Source organism: Bartonella sp. AP11XZML, from assembly GCF_042196445.1.
Lineage (GTDB): Bacteria > Pseudomonadota > Alphaproteobacteria > Rhizobiales > Rhizobiaceae > Bartonella.
In genome coordinates, this window is sequence record NZ_JBHIQF010000042.1 from 325,973 (window position 1) to 344,690 (window position 18,718).

The 18,718-nt window shown below is 37.3% G+C and carries 13 protein-coding genes and 1 pseudogene; 7 read left to right on the forward strand and 7 right to left on the reverse strand.

What is annotated here, in order from left to right:
- Positions 1-88 precede the first annotated feature (88 nt).
- The 3 genes from fabF to gmk all read left to right on the forward strand — a co-directional run bounded on the left by fabF (position 89) and on the right by gmk (position 3,534).
- Positions 89-1,351: a beta-ketoacyl-ACP synthase II gene (gene fabF / locus ACFIMG_RS04795; protein ID WP_375622331.1), complete on the forward strand. Its 1,263-nt coding sequence runs from the start codon at positions 89-91 to the stop codon at positions 1,349-1,351.
- Between the two features lie 96 nt (positions 1,352-1,447).
- A complete protein-coding gene (mltG, locus tag ACFIMG_RS04800) occupies positions 1,448-2,557 on the forward strand; it encodes an endolytic transglycosylase MltG (RefSeq protein ID WP_375679037.1) in 1,110 nt (369 codons plus the stop codon).
- Positions 2,558-2,856: 299 nt separating this feature from the next.
- Positions 2,857-3,534 carry a guanylate kinase gene (gene gmk / locus ACFIMG_RS04805; protein WP_375652280.1) on the forward strand — a complete coding sequence of 226 codons (678 nt, stop codon included), beginning with the start codon at positions 2,857-2,859 and terminating at the stop codon, positions 3,532-3,534.
- 29 nt (positions 3,535-3,563) lie between these two features.
- Here gmk and rsmA read toward each other — a convergent pair whose 3' ends face one another.
- From rsmA to lptF, 6 genes are all read right to left on the reverse strand, one after another.
- On the reverse strand, positions 3,564-4,394 hold the full coding sequence (rsmA, locus tag ACFIMG_RS04810) for a 16S rRNA (adenine(1518)-N(6)/adenine(1519)-N(6))-dimethyltransferase RsmA (RefSeq protein ID WP_375679038.1): 831 nt from the start codon (positions 4,392-4,394) through the stop codon (positions 3,564-3,566).
- Positions 4,385-5,398 (reverse strand): 4-hydroxythreonine-4-phosphate dehydrogenase PdxA, encoded by a 1,014-nt coding sequence (gene pdxA, locus ACFIMG_RS04815; protein ID WP_375679039.1) that lies wholly within the window; start codon positions 5,396-5,398, stop codon positions 4,385-4,387. Before pdxA ends, rsmA begins: the two co-directional genes overlap by 10 nt.
- Positions 5,398-6,354, reverse strand: coding sequence for a SurA N-terminal domain-containing protein (locus ACFIMG_RS04820; protein WP_375612927.1), 957 nt, complete (start codon positions 6,352-6,354; stop codon positions 5,398-5,400). The genes pdxA and ACFIMG_RS04820 overlap by 1 nt, the downstream gene beginning before the upstream one ends.
- A 109-nt stretch (positions 6,355-6,463) precedes the next feature.
- Positions 6,464-8,824 (reverse strand): LPS-assembly protein LptD, encoded by a 2,361-nt coding sequence (locus ACFIMG_RS04825; RefSeq protein ID WP_375679040.1) that lies wholly within the window; start codon positions 8,822-8,824, stop codon positions 6,464-6,466.
- Positions 8,825-9,916, reverse strand: a complete 1,092-nt coding sequence (gene lptG, locus ACFIMG_RS04830; RefSeq protein ID WP_375645472.1) for an LPS export ABC transporter permease LptG — start codon at positions 9,914-9,916, stop codon at positions 8,825-8,827.
- Positions 9,913-11,103: an LPS export ABC transporter permease LptF gene (lptF, locus tag ACFIMG_RS04835; protein ID WP_375679041.1), complete on the reverse strand. Its 1,191-nt coding sequence runs from the start codon at positions 11,101-11,103 to the stop codon at positions 9,913-9,915. The genes lptG and lptF overlap by 4 nt, the downstream gene beginning before the upstream one ends.
- Before the next feature lie 396 nt (positions 11,104-11,499).
- Here lptF and ACFIMG_RS04840 point away from each other — a divergent pair, with 396 nt between their 5' ends.
- From ACFIMG_RS04840 to ACFIMG_RS04850, 3 genes are read left to right on the forward strand one after another with little or no spacing between them, the layout of a single operon-like run.
- The gene (locus tag ACFIMG_RS04840) at positions 11,500-11,946 is read left to right on the forward strand and encodes a DNA polymerase III subunit chi (RefSeq protein WP_375612923.1); all 447 of its coding nucleotides are present in this window, start codon (positions 11,500-11,502) and stop codon (positions 11,944-11,946) included.
- Complete coding sequence (locus ACFIMG_RS04845) at positions 11,946-12,125, forward strand: hypothetical protein (RefSeq protein WP_375611245.1); 180 nt, start codon at positions 11,946-11,948, stop codon at positions 12,123-12,125. Before ACFIMG_RS04840 ends, ACFIMG_RS04845 begins: the two co-directional genes overlap by 1 nt.
- A complete protein-coding gene (locus ACFIMG_RS04850) occupies positions 12,112-12,378 on the forward strand; it encodes a hypothetical protein (RefSeq protein ID WP_375679042.1) in 267 nt (88 codons plus the stop codon). The genes ACFIMG_RS04845 and ACFIMG_RS04850 overlap by 14 nt, the downstream gene beginning before the upstream one ends.
- Here ACFIMG_RS04850 and ACFIMG_RS04855 read toward each other — a convergent pair.
- Entirely contained in the window at positions 12,375-13,664 is a 1,290-nt protein-coding gene (locus ACFIMG_RS04855) for an MFS transporter (protein WP_375679043.1), read from the reverse strand. The two genes, ACFIMG_RS04850 and ACFIMG_RS04855, sit on opposite strands and share 4 nt — an antisense overlap.
- 572 nt (positions 13,665-14,236) lie before the next feature.
- Here ACFIMG_RS04855 and ACFIMG_RS09940 point away from each other — a divergent pair.
- A pseudogene (locus ACFIMG_RS09940) lies at positions 14,237-18,718 on the forward strand (pertactin-like passenger domain-containing protein); the annotation flags it as partial.

The window sequence follows — 18,718 nt, forward strand, 5'->3', positions numbered from 1 at the left end:
AAGGCATAAATTGCTTTTGCCTATATTCTTCGGAGCTCTTTTGAAAAGAGAGCTTTGAGAGGTGAAGTTTAGTTCAAGGTTAGAAGTTATGAGACGTGTTGTTGTTACTGGTTTAGGGTTGGTATCTCCATTAGCTGGTAATACTGAATATAGTTGGAAACGACTTCTTGAAGGAAGAAGTGGTGTCCGACGTATCACTGAGTTTGATGTGTCAGATTTGCCATGCCAGATTGCTGCGCGTATCCCCTTAGGGGATGGAACAGAGGGGACTTATAATGCTGATTTGTATATGGAACCTAAAGAGCAACGTAAAGTTGATGCATTTATTGTTTATGCAATGGCAGCTGCTAACCAAGCGCTTGCAGATGCCGAATGGTTTCCTAAGAGTGATGAAGATCAGATTTGTACAGGCGTGTTAATTGGTTCGGGAATTGGGGGAGTTGAGGGTATTGTTGAAGCTGGTTATACGCTTCGTGATAAGGGTCCACGTCGTGTTTCTCCTTTTTTTATTCCAGGTCGTTTGATTAATCTTGCTTCTGGTTATGTGTCTATTCAATATGGTTTACGGGGGCCTAATCATTCTGTTGTAACGGCTTGTTCAACAGGGGCGCATGCGATTGGTGATGCGGCACGTTTGATTATGTTTGGTGATGCAGATGTCATGGTGGCAGGGGGAACCGAATCTCCAATAAATCGGATATCTCTTGCAGGTTTTGCAGCTTGTAGAGCTCTTTCCACTTGTCGCAATGATGATCCTGAACGGGCGTCACGTCCTTATGATACTGATCGTGATGGTTTTGTGATGGGGGAAGGAGCAGCTGTTGTTGTTTTAGAAGAGCTGGAACATGCAAAAAAACGAGGAGCGCGTATTTATGCTGAGGTTATTGGCTATGGTTTATCTGGTGACGCTTACCACATTACAGCGCCTTCAGAAAGTGGTGAAGGGGCTCAGCGTAGTATGATAGCTGCTCTTAAGCGTGCACAAGTGAATGTAAGTGAACTTGATTATATTAATGCTCATGGTACATCTACGATGGCTGATTCCATAGAGCTAGCGGCTGTTGAGCGTGTTTTAGGGAGTTATGCACCACAAGTTTCTATGTCATCAACGAAATCATCTATCGGGCATTTACTTGGTGCAGCCGGTGCTGCTGAGGCTATTTTTTCTATTTTAGCTATACGGGATAATATAGCCCCAGCGACACTTAATCTTGACAATCCATCGATTGAAACGAAAATCGATCTTGTACCACACAAACCGCGTGAACGAAAGATTGATACGATTCTTTCTAATTCTTTTGGATTTGGTGGGACAAATGCATCGTTGGTGATGCGACGTTTTAGGGGATAATAAGTATTTTTATTTAATTTTTGCTTTTGAGTTTTCTACTTTATTATAAGGTGAATAAGAAATTATAATATTATACTTAATCGCTATTGAGGGGTTATGTCCGATGTGAAAAATGGAAAATCATTAAAGGACGTAAGTGATTCCTCTTCGAATCATTTAGCAGATAGTTATGACATGTTAATACATAAAAAACGAAAGAAATCATCTATCGTCCGTAATCCGTTGGTCATTCTCGGTCATTTTTTTCTTATGCTGATTGTGATTATTCTTTTTGCCATAAGTATTCCTCTTTATATTGGAAAAAGTATTTTTGAAGAAAAGGGAAAAATTGAGGAAGAACAAATTGTTCTTATCCATCCTGGTACCGGAATTCGTGAAATTGCTTCATTGCTAGAAAAACGTGGTTTCATTCGATCATCAGATATTTTTGTTTATGGGGTTGGTTATCACCAAAAAACAACGCATCTGAAGGCTGGTGAATATTTAATTCCAGCTCATGCTTCGATGCAGGATATTATGGATATTCTTGTGAAAGGAAAATCTATAGAGTATACATTTACAGTACCTGAAGGTTTAACGGTTCAGCAAGTTTTCGATCGATTAGCTGCGAATGAAATTTTGATTGGAGACCTTCCAAAAATTTTGCCTCCAGAAGGTTATTTAATGACGGATACTGTTCGTTTTATTCGGGGAACAACGCGTAAAGAGATTGTAAACAGGTTGCGTGAAGGACAGACAAAATTAATTCATGCTATATGGGCTACGCGTTCACCTGATTTACCCATTAAATCAATTGATGAATTTGTTATATTAGCCTCAATTGTTGAGAAAGAAACGGGAATTGCAGCAGAAAGACCAATGGTTGCTGCGGTATTTTATAACCGCCTTACAAAGCATATGCGTCTTCAATCGGATCCAACAGTAATTTATGGTCTCTTCGGAGGAAAAGGAAAACCATCCGGTCGTGCAATTTATCGTTCAGATCTTGAGAAGGAAACACCATATAATACTTATAAAATTAATGGTTTGCCCCCAACGGCTATTACAAATCCAGGTCGAGATTCTTTAAAAGCGGTGGCACATCCACCAAGCAGTGATGCACTTTATTTTGTTGCTGATGGTTCAGGAGGGCATGTTTTTTCTCGAACTTTAGAGGAACATAATATGAATGTTCGCAAGTGGCGAGAATTAAAGGCAAAACATTGAATTTATAGTGATAACACATCTTTTTGCATCGTAAATGAGAATCCCAATTATAGTAAAATTTTTCTATTTAAACTTTTTATGAGAATGATAAAAAATCATTTTCTTGTCTGTCACAAGTGGGGTTGGCGTATGGAGAAAAATATTTAAGAAAGAAGTGAATATACTGCTAATACCTTATCTCAAAAAAGAGCAGAATAACATTGAGAATTGCTAAGAAAACACATTGATTAGGAGAGAGGTTGAGATAATGTATAATTCAAATTTTGGAGAAACATTTATGAACAAAGTAGAGTGATGTAATGACAGTCTTTGAAAGTAAATTGAGTACTATAAAAATGAATCAACGCCGCGGTTTTTTATTTATTCTCTCTTCGCCTTCAGGTGCTGGTAAATCAACAATTTCTCGATTACTTCTAAAAGAGGGACAATTAGAGCTTTCCGTAAGTATGACTACAAGGAAAAGGCGTCCTAGTGAAGTAGATGGGCTGCATTATTACTTTATTTCAAAAGAAGAGTTTGAATATAAGCGTGATAGGGATGAATTTATTGAGTGGGCAGAAGTTCACGGAAATTATTATGGCACTTTACGTGAAACTGTTGAAAGCGCATTGAATGCTGGCCAAGATATGTTATTTGATATTGATTATCAAGGTACCGAGCAGCTGCAAAAAAAGATGCTAGGAGACACTGTATCTGTTTTTATTCTTCCACCATCAATGAAAGAGCTTGTTTCGCGTTTACATCGTCGAGCAGAAGATAGTCAAGATACTGTCAATTTGCGATTGGAAAATGCACGAACGGAGTTAAAGCATTGGCTTTCTTATGATTATGTTGTGATTAACGAAGATTTAGATCAGTCTTTATCTTTTATTAAATCAATTTATTTAGCTGAAACCGTAAAACGTGAGCGTTGTTCTTATCTTGGCTCTTTTGTTGATGGGCTTATTGCTGAAAAAATCGATAAATGTTGTGATTAAAAAAGGTTTTATAACACAAAGTGCATTTTTTAGAGCACTAGATGCGCTAAAGTTACAAATTCAGAAATCGAGAGCGTTTCAGCACGGCGCGTTCCATCAATTCCAGCTTTTTCTAATAGCTTTTCACCTCCAAGTATTTTGAGATTTTGACGAAGCATTTTTCGTCTTTGCCCAAAGGCGGTTTTTGTGACGAGGCTTAGTTTTTGTGCAGAGCAGGAAAGAGGTTGTATTCGCGGAATAATATGAACAACGGAAGACGTTACTTTAGGTATTGGTATGAAGGCTTGAGGGGGGACATCAAAAGCAATTTTAGCAGTGGTACGCCAGCCAGTTAAGACACTAAGACGTCCATAATGAGTAGATTGAGGTTTAGCTGTAATCCGTTTGGCAACTTCACGTTGAAACATCAATGTCATTGATTCATAAAAAGGAGGCCATGGTTCAGTCAAAAGCCAATTTAATAAGAGTTGTGTCCCAATATTATAGGGAAGATTTGCAATAATGCGCGGTTTTACAGGGCTTGTTTCAAAGAGTTTTGAGAAATCTTGCTTCAGTGCATCATTACAAATAACTTTTAATTTTTTAGGATAGTGTTTTTCTATTTCTAAGAGAGCCGGTATGCAGCGCTCATCGCGTTCTATTGCTGTTACAATGGCACCCTTTGCTAGCAAGGCACGTGTGAGACCTCCGGGACCTGGACCAATTTCAAGAACAGGTTTTCCTTCTATATTGCCTGCTTGATGAGCAATTTTAGATGTTAAATTAAGATCAAAAAGAAAATTCTGCCCCAAAGATTTATGCGCTTGTAATCCATATATATCAATGACCTCACGCAGAGGAGGGAGATTATCTATTGGCATGGGTTTAAACTATTTTTTGCAAGTTGATTTGCAAGTTTAAGAGCAGCAATAAAGCTTTCGGGAGAGGCTATCCCTTTATCAGCAATGTCAAAAGCAGTTCCGTGATCTGGAGACGTGCGAATAAAAGGTAGACCTAACGTGACATTAACAGTGCTGTCAAAGTCTAATGTCTTAACAGGGATAAGGGCTTGATCATGATACATACAAATGGCAACGTCATATGCCTTTCTTGCACATTCATGGAACATTGTGTCGGCAGGTAGCGGGCCTGCAATATTGAGTCCTTTCTTTTTAAGATATTCAATAGCAGGAGTGATAACTTCAATATCTTCTTTGCCCATTGCACCTCCTTCTCCAGCATGAGGATTAAGACCAGCAACAGCTAGTCGGGGTGACGTTATTTTAAACCGTGTTTTTAAGTCACATTCAGTAATAAGTACCGTTTGAATAATTAAATCACGGGTAAGCTGTGAAGGAACATTTTTAAATGGAATATGAACAGTTATTGGTACTGTTTTTAATCGAGGTCCTGCTAACATCATAACTGGATGATAGTATTTATGAAAAGCTTTATGGGCTAAATCAGCTAAAAATTCTGTATGACCTGGAAATTGAAAACCGGCATCATAAAGATTCTTTTTTGCAATAGGACAAGTGATAAGTGCACATGCATGGCCATTTTGAATCAATTGAACACAGCGTTTAATTGCTTCAATAATTCCAGCGGCATTATTCGATGAAGGTATACCTAATTGATCACTTTGTTTGTTTTTTAACGGTATGATAGGAAGAGCGTTTTGAAAATTTTTTGCAGGATTATTGCTTAAAACAGATTGCACCTCAACATCAATCTGTAAAAAACGAGCGCGCGAACGAATAACATCTGGATCAGCAAGAAGTACAAAAGGTGGAATTTGGCGCGTAACACGCAAATTCCACGCTTTTAATACTATTTCAGGACCAATACCGGCAGGATCACCACCACTAACAATAAGAGCAGCCATTATGAATTTTGAATGCGTGCCACTCGCCGCAGTTCTCCTAAATATTTGTCGCTTAATTCTTCAAGTTTTTGCGGGCTTCTTTTTTTACTATCTTGAAGAGAAAATATCAGTCGAGCGACATAATCATCAGAAACTCTTTTTATTTTGCAGACAGCAATTGCTTCAATTCCATCAGATGTTTCTTGTAATTTTGTCATTTTTCCAGCAGGCGTTTCAAGAATAGCTTGTTCCCATGCATTAGGAAGTTGTGGCTCCAGAAACTTTCCTAAGTGGCGGATAGTAACGTCTAAAATACCTCTTGCTTGATTGTGAGCATTGGCACATCCACGGAAATGTGCGCGAAAATTACTTGCTTCTCTTTGACGTCTTTCAAAGATCTCTGAACGACGATGCGCAGGAATGACAAAAACAATTCGCTGTAATGTATATTCGTTGGTTGAAGGTTTTACACCACCATTTTTTAATATTCTGCGTACAGCTTCTTGTTCGCTAATCATACCTGTTTCAGCTTGATAGCGTGCGCTAACAAGACGCCCCCATCCTATTTGTCCACGGATGTAATCTTTAAAGTGTTGCACTGTGATCTCAGTTTGGATCAGAATCTGGTTGAGCTGATCAATCGTCATATTATTTTGTGTCGCAAAATTCTCAAAAGCTCTATCAACTTCATCATTGCTTACTTCAATATTAAGACGTTTTATTTCAATATTTTTTAGCTTTTCGTCAATAAGCTCTTTTTTAGCCTGTGCCACCAAATTGCCTTGCTTTTGTTGTAATCTGAGAAAAGCAAGGCGTCTTTGTATATCATAATTTGTGATGGGGTTGCCATTAACTGTAACAACAATAGAAGTCTGCGCAAAGACTGTCGGAATCAAAAATCCATTTATTAACAGGCTACTTACGCTCAAAGACGCAATATAAAATAAAGCAAGAAAACGCTTTTTCAATTTATTCATGTAAATAGGCTTTCGCATTGTTTATTAATTCTCATCAACAACTTAAAATACACGCTTTCTTTCATAAAAACAATGATAAGTTAAATGACTGATACATTCCCTTTATAAATTAATCTATCTTTTTTCCGATATCTGCAATCGTACGCAATGAAAGAGAGAAATTAAAGTTTTGCAAGGGTGCTTTCCTGCCTGGATTCGTTACCTGTTGATAACCGAATGTTAACCCGAAACATTCATCCATATAACTCAAGCTAATTCCTCGCTTTATAAATGTACCAGATACTAAATCATAACCGGCGTTGCTATTAATGGACCAATAATCTGCTAATTTAAGTCCTGTTTGAAAAGAAATTTCTTGGCGCTCTTGAGAATATTCATAGTCTGGTTGCTTTGCGATATAGGCATATTGTAGAGCCGCCCAAAAATTTTGCCATTTTTGTGATGCTTCGATTTCACTACGGCGGATTTTTCCTGTTTTTTTGTCAAAGCGTCCACGCGTTTCTAAGGAAAAACCACTTTTATGGGTTGTACCAAACATTGCAACATAGTCTGAACGTTTTGCCTCTAAGCTAGAATGAGTACCGACATTGATAAAGTCCTTTTCTGCAAAAGAATTCTTTCCTGCTAGATGGAAGGATTGTCCAATGAGACCATAAAGAGACCAATTATCATTAAGGCTTCCAGAATATCTTATACCTATATTGGCTCTTGTACCACCTTCTACACGATCATAACCAGAAAATTTGTCTCGTTGAAAGAGAGTGGTTGCATCAAAGACAAAGCTTTGAGCATCTTCATTAGGAATTTGTCCAATATATTGTTCATTATTGCGTATAAAAATTTGTGCAGTTGGTTCTATAATATGTGTAGAATGATCAGCTGTAATGAGGAAGGGATAACGTAGTTCCAACCCTGCTGTTGCCATGCCACGAATTGCTGAACCATGAATTGCGGATAAGGCATTGTTTTCTATAGAATCTGTGTGATTTTCGCTTGCATTGGTTGTAATGATATCAGCTCGTAGAGAGAGAAGAGGGGTTAAGATGAGTCCGTTGTGCGTGTTGAAGCGCTTTTTCCACTGAAGCTCGTTTGTTAAACGCAAACTATTTCCAGCCATACCAGAAAGTTTTACTGTGTTGAGAGGGGTTCCGTTCTGGTCGGGTGAACTGAAGTCAGCATGGCGACGATAAACTGATTGCATATTACTATGGAAGGTAAGCTCTCCATTATAAATGGGTTCATCTGGTGTGAAAAAATAATCGATGCGTGGTAAGACCCACGCTTGCCGAGAGTGACGTTCATAATGAGGATCATTCAATATTGAATCTTGAACTTTAAAATGATAAAAACGCATATCAAAATAATTTTTTCCTGCAAGACCATTCAGATAGATCTGAGAAAGTTGTGTAGGATTGTTATAGTTTTCAAGTTTATAGGCACGACTAAAATGCCGATCTGATTGTGCAAGAATATCCCATCCATAAGTCCAGTGTGAATTAATACGAAAATCCCCCTTTGTCGCCAGCATATAACGGTTTTTATGTTGGGCATCAATCGTATCATTATCAAATCTATGCGGTTTCATTTGATATATATGAGCAAAGCGAATGTTATAACGTCCCGTTTTTAAACGCTGACGCCATTCCCCTTCGGTTAAAAGCCCTTGTTGGGTATAAACCGTAGAAGAAAGGGTAAAATCATAATGGGGGGCGAGATTCCAGAAATAAGAATTCTTTATCCCCATACCGAGATAATCAGTATAAAAAAAATGAGGAGTAAGCAGACCGCTAGCACGCCTGACAGTTGGATCATAGATCTCAAAATTTGGAAATTTTATAATCGGTACACCAAAAACTTCAAAACTGCTATTTTCAAACCGAATTTTTTTGATGTTATTATTCCATATGATCTTTCTTGCTTTAATTTTCCATAGGACGTCTCTATCTGGTTTATAAGAGCAAGGTTCACAGGCTGTATAGGTTGCATTTTCAAAGACTGTTATGTGGTTGTGTTTGCGTGTAGCATTTTGGGCTGAAAAGTGAACATTGTTGGCTGTATCAATACGTAAGGCGTTTACAAAACCCTCGCCAAGATCTTTGGTCATATCAATTTGGTTGGAATAAATTTTATTACCATCCTTTTGAGTAATTTCAACGTTCCCTTGTGCTATAAGCCGTCCTGTTTTTTGATTGTAAATAATTTTTTGAGCGACAACTTTATTGCCATCATATTCGATTTGAACATTACCGTGTGCAGAAACAGTGTTTTCATCACGATTGTAGATGAGTTCATCCGCAGAGAGCAAAAGAGGAGGTTCCGGATTTTGAATGCGACTTTGAGAAGGAGATAGAAGGCTTTGAGCGTGCGCACAATAAGACAAAGCACTTCCTAAAATAACCCCCACAACACTTTTAAAAGCGAGAGCACTTAATTTTGTTAAAATAGTTTTTTTAAGTGTTAATGCTTTCACTTAGCCATCCTCTTTATGAAGTAAAAAAGAGATTCCTAAGAATAACGCAATAACAACGGGTGTCCAAGCTGCAATAATTGGTGGAATATATCCAGCATTACCGAAAGCTTGAACAAGTACGGAAATAACATAAAGCATAAACCCAGCTATTACGCCACCAAGAATCAACATTCTAGATTGCCCAAAACGTGTAAAATTTAAAGATACAGTTGCTGCAATGAGGGTCATTGCCACAAGCAATGCCGGTAATGCAATCAAAGATTGGAAATACATATCAAAATTATTAGCAGAATAGCCAAATGAACGTGCAATCATAATTTTTTTTGGCAATTGGTAAAATGGAATAGTTGCGGGATTCACTAAACGTTCCGTTAAAAATTCAGGTTTTAGATTGGTTTTTATTTGCAACACGGTAAATTTTTCAGGAGGATGCCCTATTTTATAGATTGTTCCATTTGTTAATAGCCAAAATCCATTAGTCAAGGTTGCTTTTGGGGCGTTAATCCAATTTTTAACGGTTGCATTGTCATTGTATTGTACAAAGGTGGCATCGAGAAGAGAAAGTCCTTGATCGGTGATAGATTTAGCACCAATGGTTGTTCTGCCTAAATTTGTACGTTGTGTTAACCAGTGGATACTTGTATTGTGAAGAGGTGTTAGTACATTGTGATTGCGCCATTCAGTCATCTTTTTTTCTGCTTGAGAAAATCCCCATGCAGCAAGTGGATTAATGAGAAGAATTGAAAATAATCCTAAAAGAAAAGCTCCAAAACAAGCTGGCATAAGAAATTGCCATGCAGAAACACCGATTGAACGAGTCACCACAAGTTCAAGTTTTTTGTTGAGCGAGATAAGCGTTGCCATTGCAGAAAAGAGTGCAATGAAAGGGATAAGTTGTTGCATGATAAAAGGGATGCGTAAAACAGAGAGGAAAAATGCATCTTTTGCTGTATAATGCGGAAGGGAAGATAGCCTACCGGAATTCTCTGTGAAATCGATTAAAAGAGCAAGAACAAAAATGCTTCCCCAGAAATAACAAGTTATTTTAAGATAACGTATAAAAAAATATCGTCCAAGTGTCCACCCAATCATGATATTTCATCCGAGGAATCTTGAGATTTTCGATGTTCAAATTTGTTCATTATTTTTTGAAAAGCGATTTGAAGTATCTCATTAACTTTTGTGGGAAGCCCAATTTTATGATTCGTTAAAAGCATAAAAAAGACAAATGCACTTGTTCCTATAGGTATAATATAAAGGAGAGGAACGTATGCAAGATCGCTTTTTGCTTTTTCTGCGAAAAAATATCCTATCCAATACACCAGAAAAGAAAGGGCAATTGCCGAGATATTTGCGGAATGACGAGCTTGTCGATGGGAGCGTACATCCCCTGCTGCTGCTAATGCAATAAGTGAAAAAACAATAGGGTAGAGCCATTGTGTTAATCTGCGGTGAAATTCAGCTTTATATTGGAGTGGTTTTCGTTGATAGTAGGGATCTTTTGGGTCAGGGTTTTGTAAATAAGAAAGAGACCGATCTTTTGGATAAAGAGTAGGTGTTTTATCACTAGGGATAAACTCTCCTAGGCTAAAAGTATATGAGCTAAATTGCACGATTGAAACACTGTTATTTTGATGATTGACTCTTTCTATTTCACCGTTATTGAGAACCAGAAAACTGCCGTTTTTATTGCTCACAATGGATGCGTCTGTTGCATAATAAAAAAGATCAGTCTTAGGATCACGCTGGTCGGCAATGAAAAGGCGTTCAAGTGTTCCATTTGGATTTCGTTCACCAATTTCTATGTAAAGGTTATTGGCGAGTTTTTGGAAGCTCCCTTCACTAATGAATAGATTAATAAGATCAAAATGAGCGCTTGCTAGCATTTGTCGCATATGAAGACGCGCTTGAGGAACAACAAAATTAGCTATAGAAAAGGAGATACAGGATGCAACAATAGCAAGAAGAAGGATAGGTTTCCAAACAATACTTTTAGGAAAACCAGAGGCATTGATGACAGCAAGTTCTGAGTCTTGATGCATTGCTGAGAGGATGGTTGTAATTGCGATAACTAATGCAAACGGAATGACAACAAAAATAACAGAAGGAACCAATGAGAGTGAAAATTGTAAGACTGTGAGGAGTGTTTGTTTACTTGTTGTGAGAAAGTTTATCCGTGCAAGAATTTGTATAGTCCAACTAACGCCCACTGCTGCAATCATGACAGAACTAAACAAAACAAGGACACGTTTCAGGATGTAGAACTCAATAATACGCATAAATTGGGGAAAATCCTCAGTTTTTAATTCGATAGCAAATATTCTTACTGCTTTCGGTTAAAATGTAATAAAGTTTGAAAAAATATCCTTTCATGAATTGGATATTTTTACCAAATAAATAATATAAAATTGCCTATGAGGTCCTCTTTAAATTTTCCGTATATTATATTTTATTTTCAACTATAGTCTACAAAGAATCTAGAAAATAACTTAAAAAACTTTTTTATTAACGTTGAAGATAAAAATTTTTGTCTTTTAAAGACACGTGCAAAAAGATAATGCATCTCAATCAAAAAAGAGGGTTTATATCTTGAACCGTTTCCTTTGTATTAGGGATATAGAAGTTTTTTTAAAAAGATGTTAGCTTTTTATAAAGAATGATGAAGGCTTAAGAGATTGGATATTTTATTCTATCATTTGACGCAGTCAACGCTGAAGGATATTTTGCCGACGCTTGTGGAGCGTGCATTGGCTCGTTTTGGTAAAGTAACAATACAGTGTGTGAGTAAAGAACAACGCGATTCTATAGATATACATTTATGGGTTTATACTGATGAATCATTTATTGGACATGGAACGGAGTGTGATCAATATCCAAACTTTCAGCCTGTATTTCTTACGACAGGACAAGAAAATCCGAATGATTCAAAGATTCGTTTTCTCATAGAGGGAGCTGTTTGTTCGGATATTGATGCTTATCAACGGCTTGTCGTGATATTTGATGGTAGAAGTGAAGAGCAGTTGAATCTCGTTCGTGCACAGTGGAAAAAATATAAAATGGAAAATCATAATTTAACGTATTGGCAACAGACTGAAGATCGTCGCTGGGAAAAACAGGTTTAATGCGTCTTGTATCTATTGTTCTGATTTTTATAGGATTACTGGGAATAGTAAATCCTGCACTTTTTATTACGGAAGGCTCAGGGGGAGGGCGTTGGGTTTTTATTGTGATTTTTCTTTTAGGCATGTTAAATATATGGACTATAATTAAAAAAACGAAACGCCATAATGATAATTATTGATCGAATTTTGCTTGTTTTATGGGCTGTGATGTTGGCCTTCTTTTGCGTTTCATGGTTGGGGACAACGCATATCTTATCAGAAATGTTTGCTGTTTCTTATATAAGCAATATTGCAGATTTTTTATTTTTCTTTTTGAGTGCCTTGTTCGCGGGAATATTGTGGTGGAAAATACCTCAACCCCTGTCTTTAAAAATGAAACTGGCAGCATTTTTGCTGCCAGTACTTATTTTATTCTTCTTTATTATATTTTAGTTGGATATTTCATCATCTGTAAATCCGACGAAGCAAATCAGTGAAATAAAAGAAGCAAGAAGCAAATAATAGCCGATATAAGATGTATCAAAATGTTGTACCAGATATTCTGCAATATAAGGCGCAAGAGAGGCTCCTACGATACCCGATAAGTTGAAAGTAATAGAAGAACCAGTATATCGAATTGCTGTTGGGTATGGTGAAGCCAAAACAGCACCAAGAGGACTGTATATCATCCCCATGATAGACAAACCGATAACAGACATTGCAAGGACTCCTATAACTCCAGAATTTAAGAAATAAGGAATTGCAAAAGAATAGATACCGGTGATGATTGTAACCCAAATCATCAAAGTTCGACGTCTAATACGATCAGCGAGTTTTCCAGTGATGACAGTAAAAATTCCACAGAAAATAGCACCAACAATTTCGACTTGAAGAGCTTGATGAAATGGCAATTGCAGATGGTTTGTTGAGTAGCTTAACAAATATGCAGTGACCAAGTAAAACAAAACAAATGTTGCCATACCAGAAAATATTCCAAGAAATAGGATTCGTGGACATTTTAAAAAGACATCGATGATAGGAACTTTGACACGTTCTTTACTTTCAAGAGTTTTTTTGAATTGAACAGTTTCATTGATTGAAAGACGGACCCATAATCCTATAATCATAAAAATAACTGAAGCAATAAAAGGAATGCGCCATCCCCAAGCTAAAAGTTCTTCATGATCAAGGAAATGCAACAGACCTAAATAAACGGCAATAGATAAAAATAAACCGATTGGAACACCCAATTGGGGGAACATCGCGTACCAGCCGCGCTTTTCTGGAGGGGCATTTTCTGTTGCGAGCAAAACAGCTCCTCCCCATTCTCCTCCTAATCCCATTCCCTGTCCAATACGGCACAAGGTCAAGAGGAAAGGGGCAAACCATCCAGCGGTTTCATAAGTAGGAAGAAAACCAATAATGACTGTTGAAAGACCCATTGTGAGAAGAGAAGCAATAAGTGTTGCTTTTCTTCCAATTTTATCTCCAAAATGTCCAAAAACAATTGATCCAAAGGGCCGAGCAAAAAAGGCCGCTCCAAAGATCAGGAAAGATTGTAAAATGGCAATCTGATCATTTTGTGTTGGAAAAAACACATGAGGAAATATGAGAGCTGCGGCAGTGGCAAAGACATAGAAATCAAAGAATTCAATTGTTGGGCCAATAAGGCTTGCAAACAAAATGCGACGAGGGGAATTTCTGTTGCTTGTAGCTTTCATTTCTGAGTTTATAGACATGAATAGAATGTCCCTTTCAGTATATGACAAATCAAATGACGAGTTAACTGACTATAACTATAGAAATTTCAAATCAGTGTCGAGTCAATATTATGACACTTCGTTATATATTAGAACAATGATTATGGACTGATGAGTATGAATAAGTGGTGTATATATTATCCATATTGAATAAAATAAAGACACTGCTTTAAATGCTGTAGAAGATGGCAATAGGTGGCCATAAACGCAGCTCTCATTCACATTGCTGTTTCCTTTAAAGTTTAATGCCATTTTTATCTATTAAGGAATCAATCTTATTCGTAGATCAGTGTTTAGTGTCTCAAAATATTAAAAATATTTTTCATGGATGCAATTATAACACTTTTAAAGTGTATCTAAAACAAATTAAATCTTTTAGTTGTGCATGCATTTTAAAACACATGGTGTATATTTGATCTGTCAGAGCTTAATCCATCGAATGCTTTGCTATCTTAAAAGACATGAGGTTGAGCAATTACGTTGTGTTGTTTTGATCTATGCACTTTTTTCTAAATGGGAGAATTTAAATTTAAAATTATGGAGTGTAAATAATGCAACGCAAATTGAAATTAAGTTTTTGTGCGGTAATGGCCAGTGGTTTTTTTGTCAAGATTGCGAGTGCATATGGAGTAGCTACACCAAGAGAAAAGTTATTAACACCAGTAAGTATCAGTGAACACCTAGAAGAGACAAGAAAGTTGTTATCGGAAGTGAGGGGACTAAAAGAAAAAAAGGGGGGATCAAAAAAGATAGAGAATAAACAGACAGTAGAAGGAAGTGATCTTTCAGAAGAGGAAAGGAAGAGATTAGAAAAGCTATTCTTTGAAGTACTCACAAATTCAATAATAAGCGATGGTGCTACGATCTATATTACTAACCGTGACTCTGAAGGTTCTGAAATAAATAGCTTTAACTATAAAGATGCAGCTTATTCCATTAATAATACGGTTAGAGAAGGGGGAAAACTCTACATTGATGCAGCAAGTGTTAGCAGGGATACGACAATTGAGCATGGTGGGATTGAGTTTGTCCAAAACTTGAGCAGTTCGGAATATGCCGCTGTTAAAAAAGGGGGGAAACAAATTGTTGAGAGTGGTGCAAATGCAGAAGGGGCTCAAATCCATGGCGGTGAGCAGATTATTTTTGGTAAGGGGTTTCTTGGGGATGGTTTGTCGCGTGAAGATAAGGCAAGTAGTGCTTATGGCACTGAAATTCATGCTGCAGATGGAATGCTAGGAATACAAAGTGTCTATAGTGGGGGGATGGCTGTTGACACAAAGATTATGGAAGGTGGTGTCCAGAATCTTGATGGTAAAGAGAATTTTCATAACGGTTTCTCAGAAGATGCTGATACAGCCGATATAAAAGATGAAGATTTTACAATTAATGAGGGGGCTTTTGCACTGAGTACCGAACTTTTTAAAAATGGTATGCAGAATATCTTTGCAGGAGGGAATGCGAGCGAAGTTACTTTATACGATAGAGCTACTCAGAAGATATATGATTCTGGATACGTGGATAATCTAACAATTAATCATCAAGCACAATCATGGGTTTTTGCCGGTGCGATATTAGATAAGGATACAAATGTTAATGATTTTGGCAACCTCTATCTCTATGCTGGAAATGGTGAAGCTGTTACGGAAGTAGAAAATCTTAATTTAAATGGAGAAGATAGCAAACTATACATTATTGCGTCTGAAGATAACGGCAAAAAAACTGAGATTAATGTTAAGAATTTAAAAGGAAATGGGAGAGTTATTTTTACGTCTTTAGGGACTAATAAGCATTATTCACAGCTTAATATCGATGATCTTTCAGGTTCTTTACATTTCGATTTTAATGTCAATTTTGCCAAGCAGCTTAGTGATTATCTTGTGATTAAAAAAAGGGGCTCTGGTTCTCACACAATAAGTGTGGCTGATTCTGGGCGTGAAATTACAAATTCTTCTTACAAAAAGCTTAAATTAATTACTGATCGCAGCGGAAATGCCCATTTTACTCTGACAAACACTTTTGGTGAAAAAATCGGAACTGTTGATGCCGGAACCTATCGGTACAGTTTGAAACATAGAAACAATAAGGGTACTGGTAAAATTTGGTACTTAGATGCAAACCACACCATTGATGAGACAACTTCTCAAGTTTTTGATAGTGTATTGAAACCATATACTGGTTCATCAAGTGATTTACTTACAGAACTCACAATTGATCAAGGAACAACTGTTTCTATTGCAGATCCTAGCTTTGACACGAGTAGCAAGGAAGTTGATAGCAATGGAGAAACTTCAATTAGTAATACAGTTAAAGATGGTGGAAAGCTTTCCGTTTATAGCGGTGGTTTTAGCTTGTATACGACAATTCAAAGAGGTGGCACTGAGCTTATTAAAACACAGGGTCTTTCACAGGATACTATTGTTCATAAAGGTGGGCAACAAAAGGTTAAAGAGGGGGAAAAGCTGAAGGGGCTAAAATTTACGGAGGTGAGCAATTTGTTTCAGGAAAGTCTGATATCAAAGGTGAGATGGTAAGAAGCAGTGCCTATGACACTATCGTTTCTGGTAAAAATGGAGTGTTAGGATACCAGAATGTGTATGATGATGGAGAGGTTTTTAGCACAAAGATCATGGAAGGAGGGGTACAAAATCTTTTTGTGGAAGAAGATCTAGACCATTATAGCAGTTTTGCCTTTGATACGAAGGTCTTTTCTGGTGGACAGCAACATGTTTTAGCGGGAGGAATCGCGATTGGCGTTCTTTTAGAAGGAACTGCTTTTCAGGCAATAGATTTAGGAGGTTATGTAAAAGATTTAACCGTTAAGGATCAAGCACAATCGTGGTTACATGGTGGCGCAACATTGGAAGGAAAGACAACGGTTAATGATTCTGGACGGATTTATCTTTATGCTGGTGCAGAGCAATCTCGTACTGAAGTAGAAAAAATTGTCTTAAATGGTAGAGATACAAAATTGTACGCGATTGCCTCTAATATAGATGGTGAAAGTTCTTTGATTGAGAATCTGAGTGGGAATGGTCGTGTTATTTTTACTTCTACCGTGTTTAATCCACATTACTCTAAACTTGAGATCAATGATCTTTCAGGGAGTTTACATTTTAGGTTGCATACTAATTTTGCAGAACAGCGCGGTGATTATCTTCTGATAAAACAAGGATCAGGTAATCACACCATAAGTGTTACCGATTCTGGTGTTGAAATTACCAATTCTCCTCTACAAGATCAGAATTTAGTTTTGGAGCTTGATTTAATTCATGTTCAAAGCGGAAATGCGCATTTTACTCTGACAGATTTTTCTGGTGAAGAGACGAGTACGATTGATGGTGGAGCCTACATGTATGGCTTAAAGACAAAAGATGATAATGGGGGAAAGACTTGGTCTTTGGCTACATCACAAATAACTTCTGCTCCTGTAATTCCTTCACCTCATGTGGAGTCGCCTATAGATAAGCTTCCTGAAAAAGAAGAAAATATGACATCGGCAAAAGATTTTAGTATCTCTGATGTAATTCATTACAGCATTGGGGAAGGAGGAGGAATTCTACAAAGCTCTTTGCTCGGTGATGATAACGTAGTTTATGTCTCTGATGATGGAGAGCAAGGTGTTCTTAAGAAGTCTATTAATAATACAATTCAGGGATCAGGAAGACTTTATGTTGAAGCTGGTGGTTTCAGTAAAAATACAACCATTGAAAATGGTGGTACTGAGATTGTAGGGGAACAGGGGGTCTCAGAATCTACGATTATTTACGAGGGTGGAAAACAAAAAGTGGAGGGGGGAGGCTCTGCATTGAGAGCTGAAATTTATGGTGGGGAGCAGCTTGTTTTCGGAAATGGTTATGTAAATGGTGGAATTGTGGGGAGCAGTGCTTATAACACGACACTTTATGGTCAAGGTGATACGCCGGGACAGCAGAATGTATATGATGATGGGATGGCTGTGGGAACAAAAGTGATGAGTGGAGGAGTACAAACTCTTGCTAAGTGGTTTCCTAATGATGATAACTTTGCAGAAAAAGCCGGCGGTTTAGCTGTAAATGCTGAAATCTTTTCAGAGGGTGTGCAGCGTGTTTTAGCAGGAGGTGAAGCAAATACAGTCATTTTACGCACTGGTGGTGTTCAAAAAGTCTATGCTGGTAGCATTGTAAAAAATCTAACGATTGAAGGTAATGCTAATTCATGGATTTCTCCTGGTGCAATATTAGGAGGAGAAATAAAAGTTCAGGATTTTGGTGGGCTCCATCTTGATGCTGGAGATAATGGTCAACAAACTATAGTAGAAAACATTGAATTAAACGGAGAAGACGCTCAATTATACTCCGTTGCTCGTGGGTTTGACGATAAAAGTACACACATTCAGCAGTTAAGCGGTGTAGGAAAAGTCATTTTTACTTCTACAGAATCCGATTTACATTACTCTAAGCTTTATATTGATAATCTTTTGGGGAGTCTACATTTCGATTTTAATGTCAGCCTTGCAGAAGGAGAAGGTGATTATCTCTTTATCAAAAATGGCCGTGGTTCTCACACAATAAATATTTTAGATTCCGGTATTGAAATTGTTGATCCTTCTTCAACAGAACTTGATTTAATTGTTGATCAAAGTGGAGGCGCACATTTTACCCTGAGAAGCTTTTCTGGTGCAAATGTTAAAACTATTGATGGCGGAACCTATACGTATGGTTTAAAACAGAGAATTGATGAGGATGGGGGTGAAAAAGTTTGGTATTTATCTGCAGTATTTATTGATAATGTTTCATTTCTCAACAGTTTACCACGTAGTAGAAGCAGATCTATGCGGCATTTAAATCAAAATCAATCAGTTTCTTCTCTTTCAACGATTACAGCACCACAAGAGCATGCTATTAAATTGCCACGTCGAAGAAAAAACCGCCAAAACTTAAGGCAAAAATCTCAGGCTTCTGTATCTCCAACTATTTCCTCTCTTGGAAGTCACGTTATTGAAGTCTTAGGTTCAGGAAGTTCTCATCCTCTTTCTGATGAAAAACAACAAACTG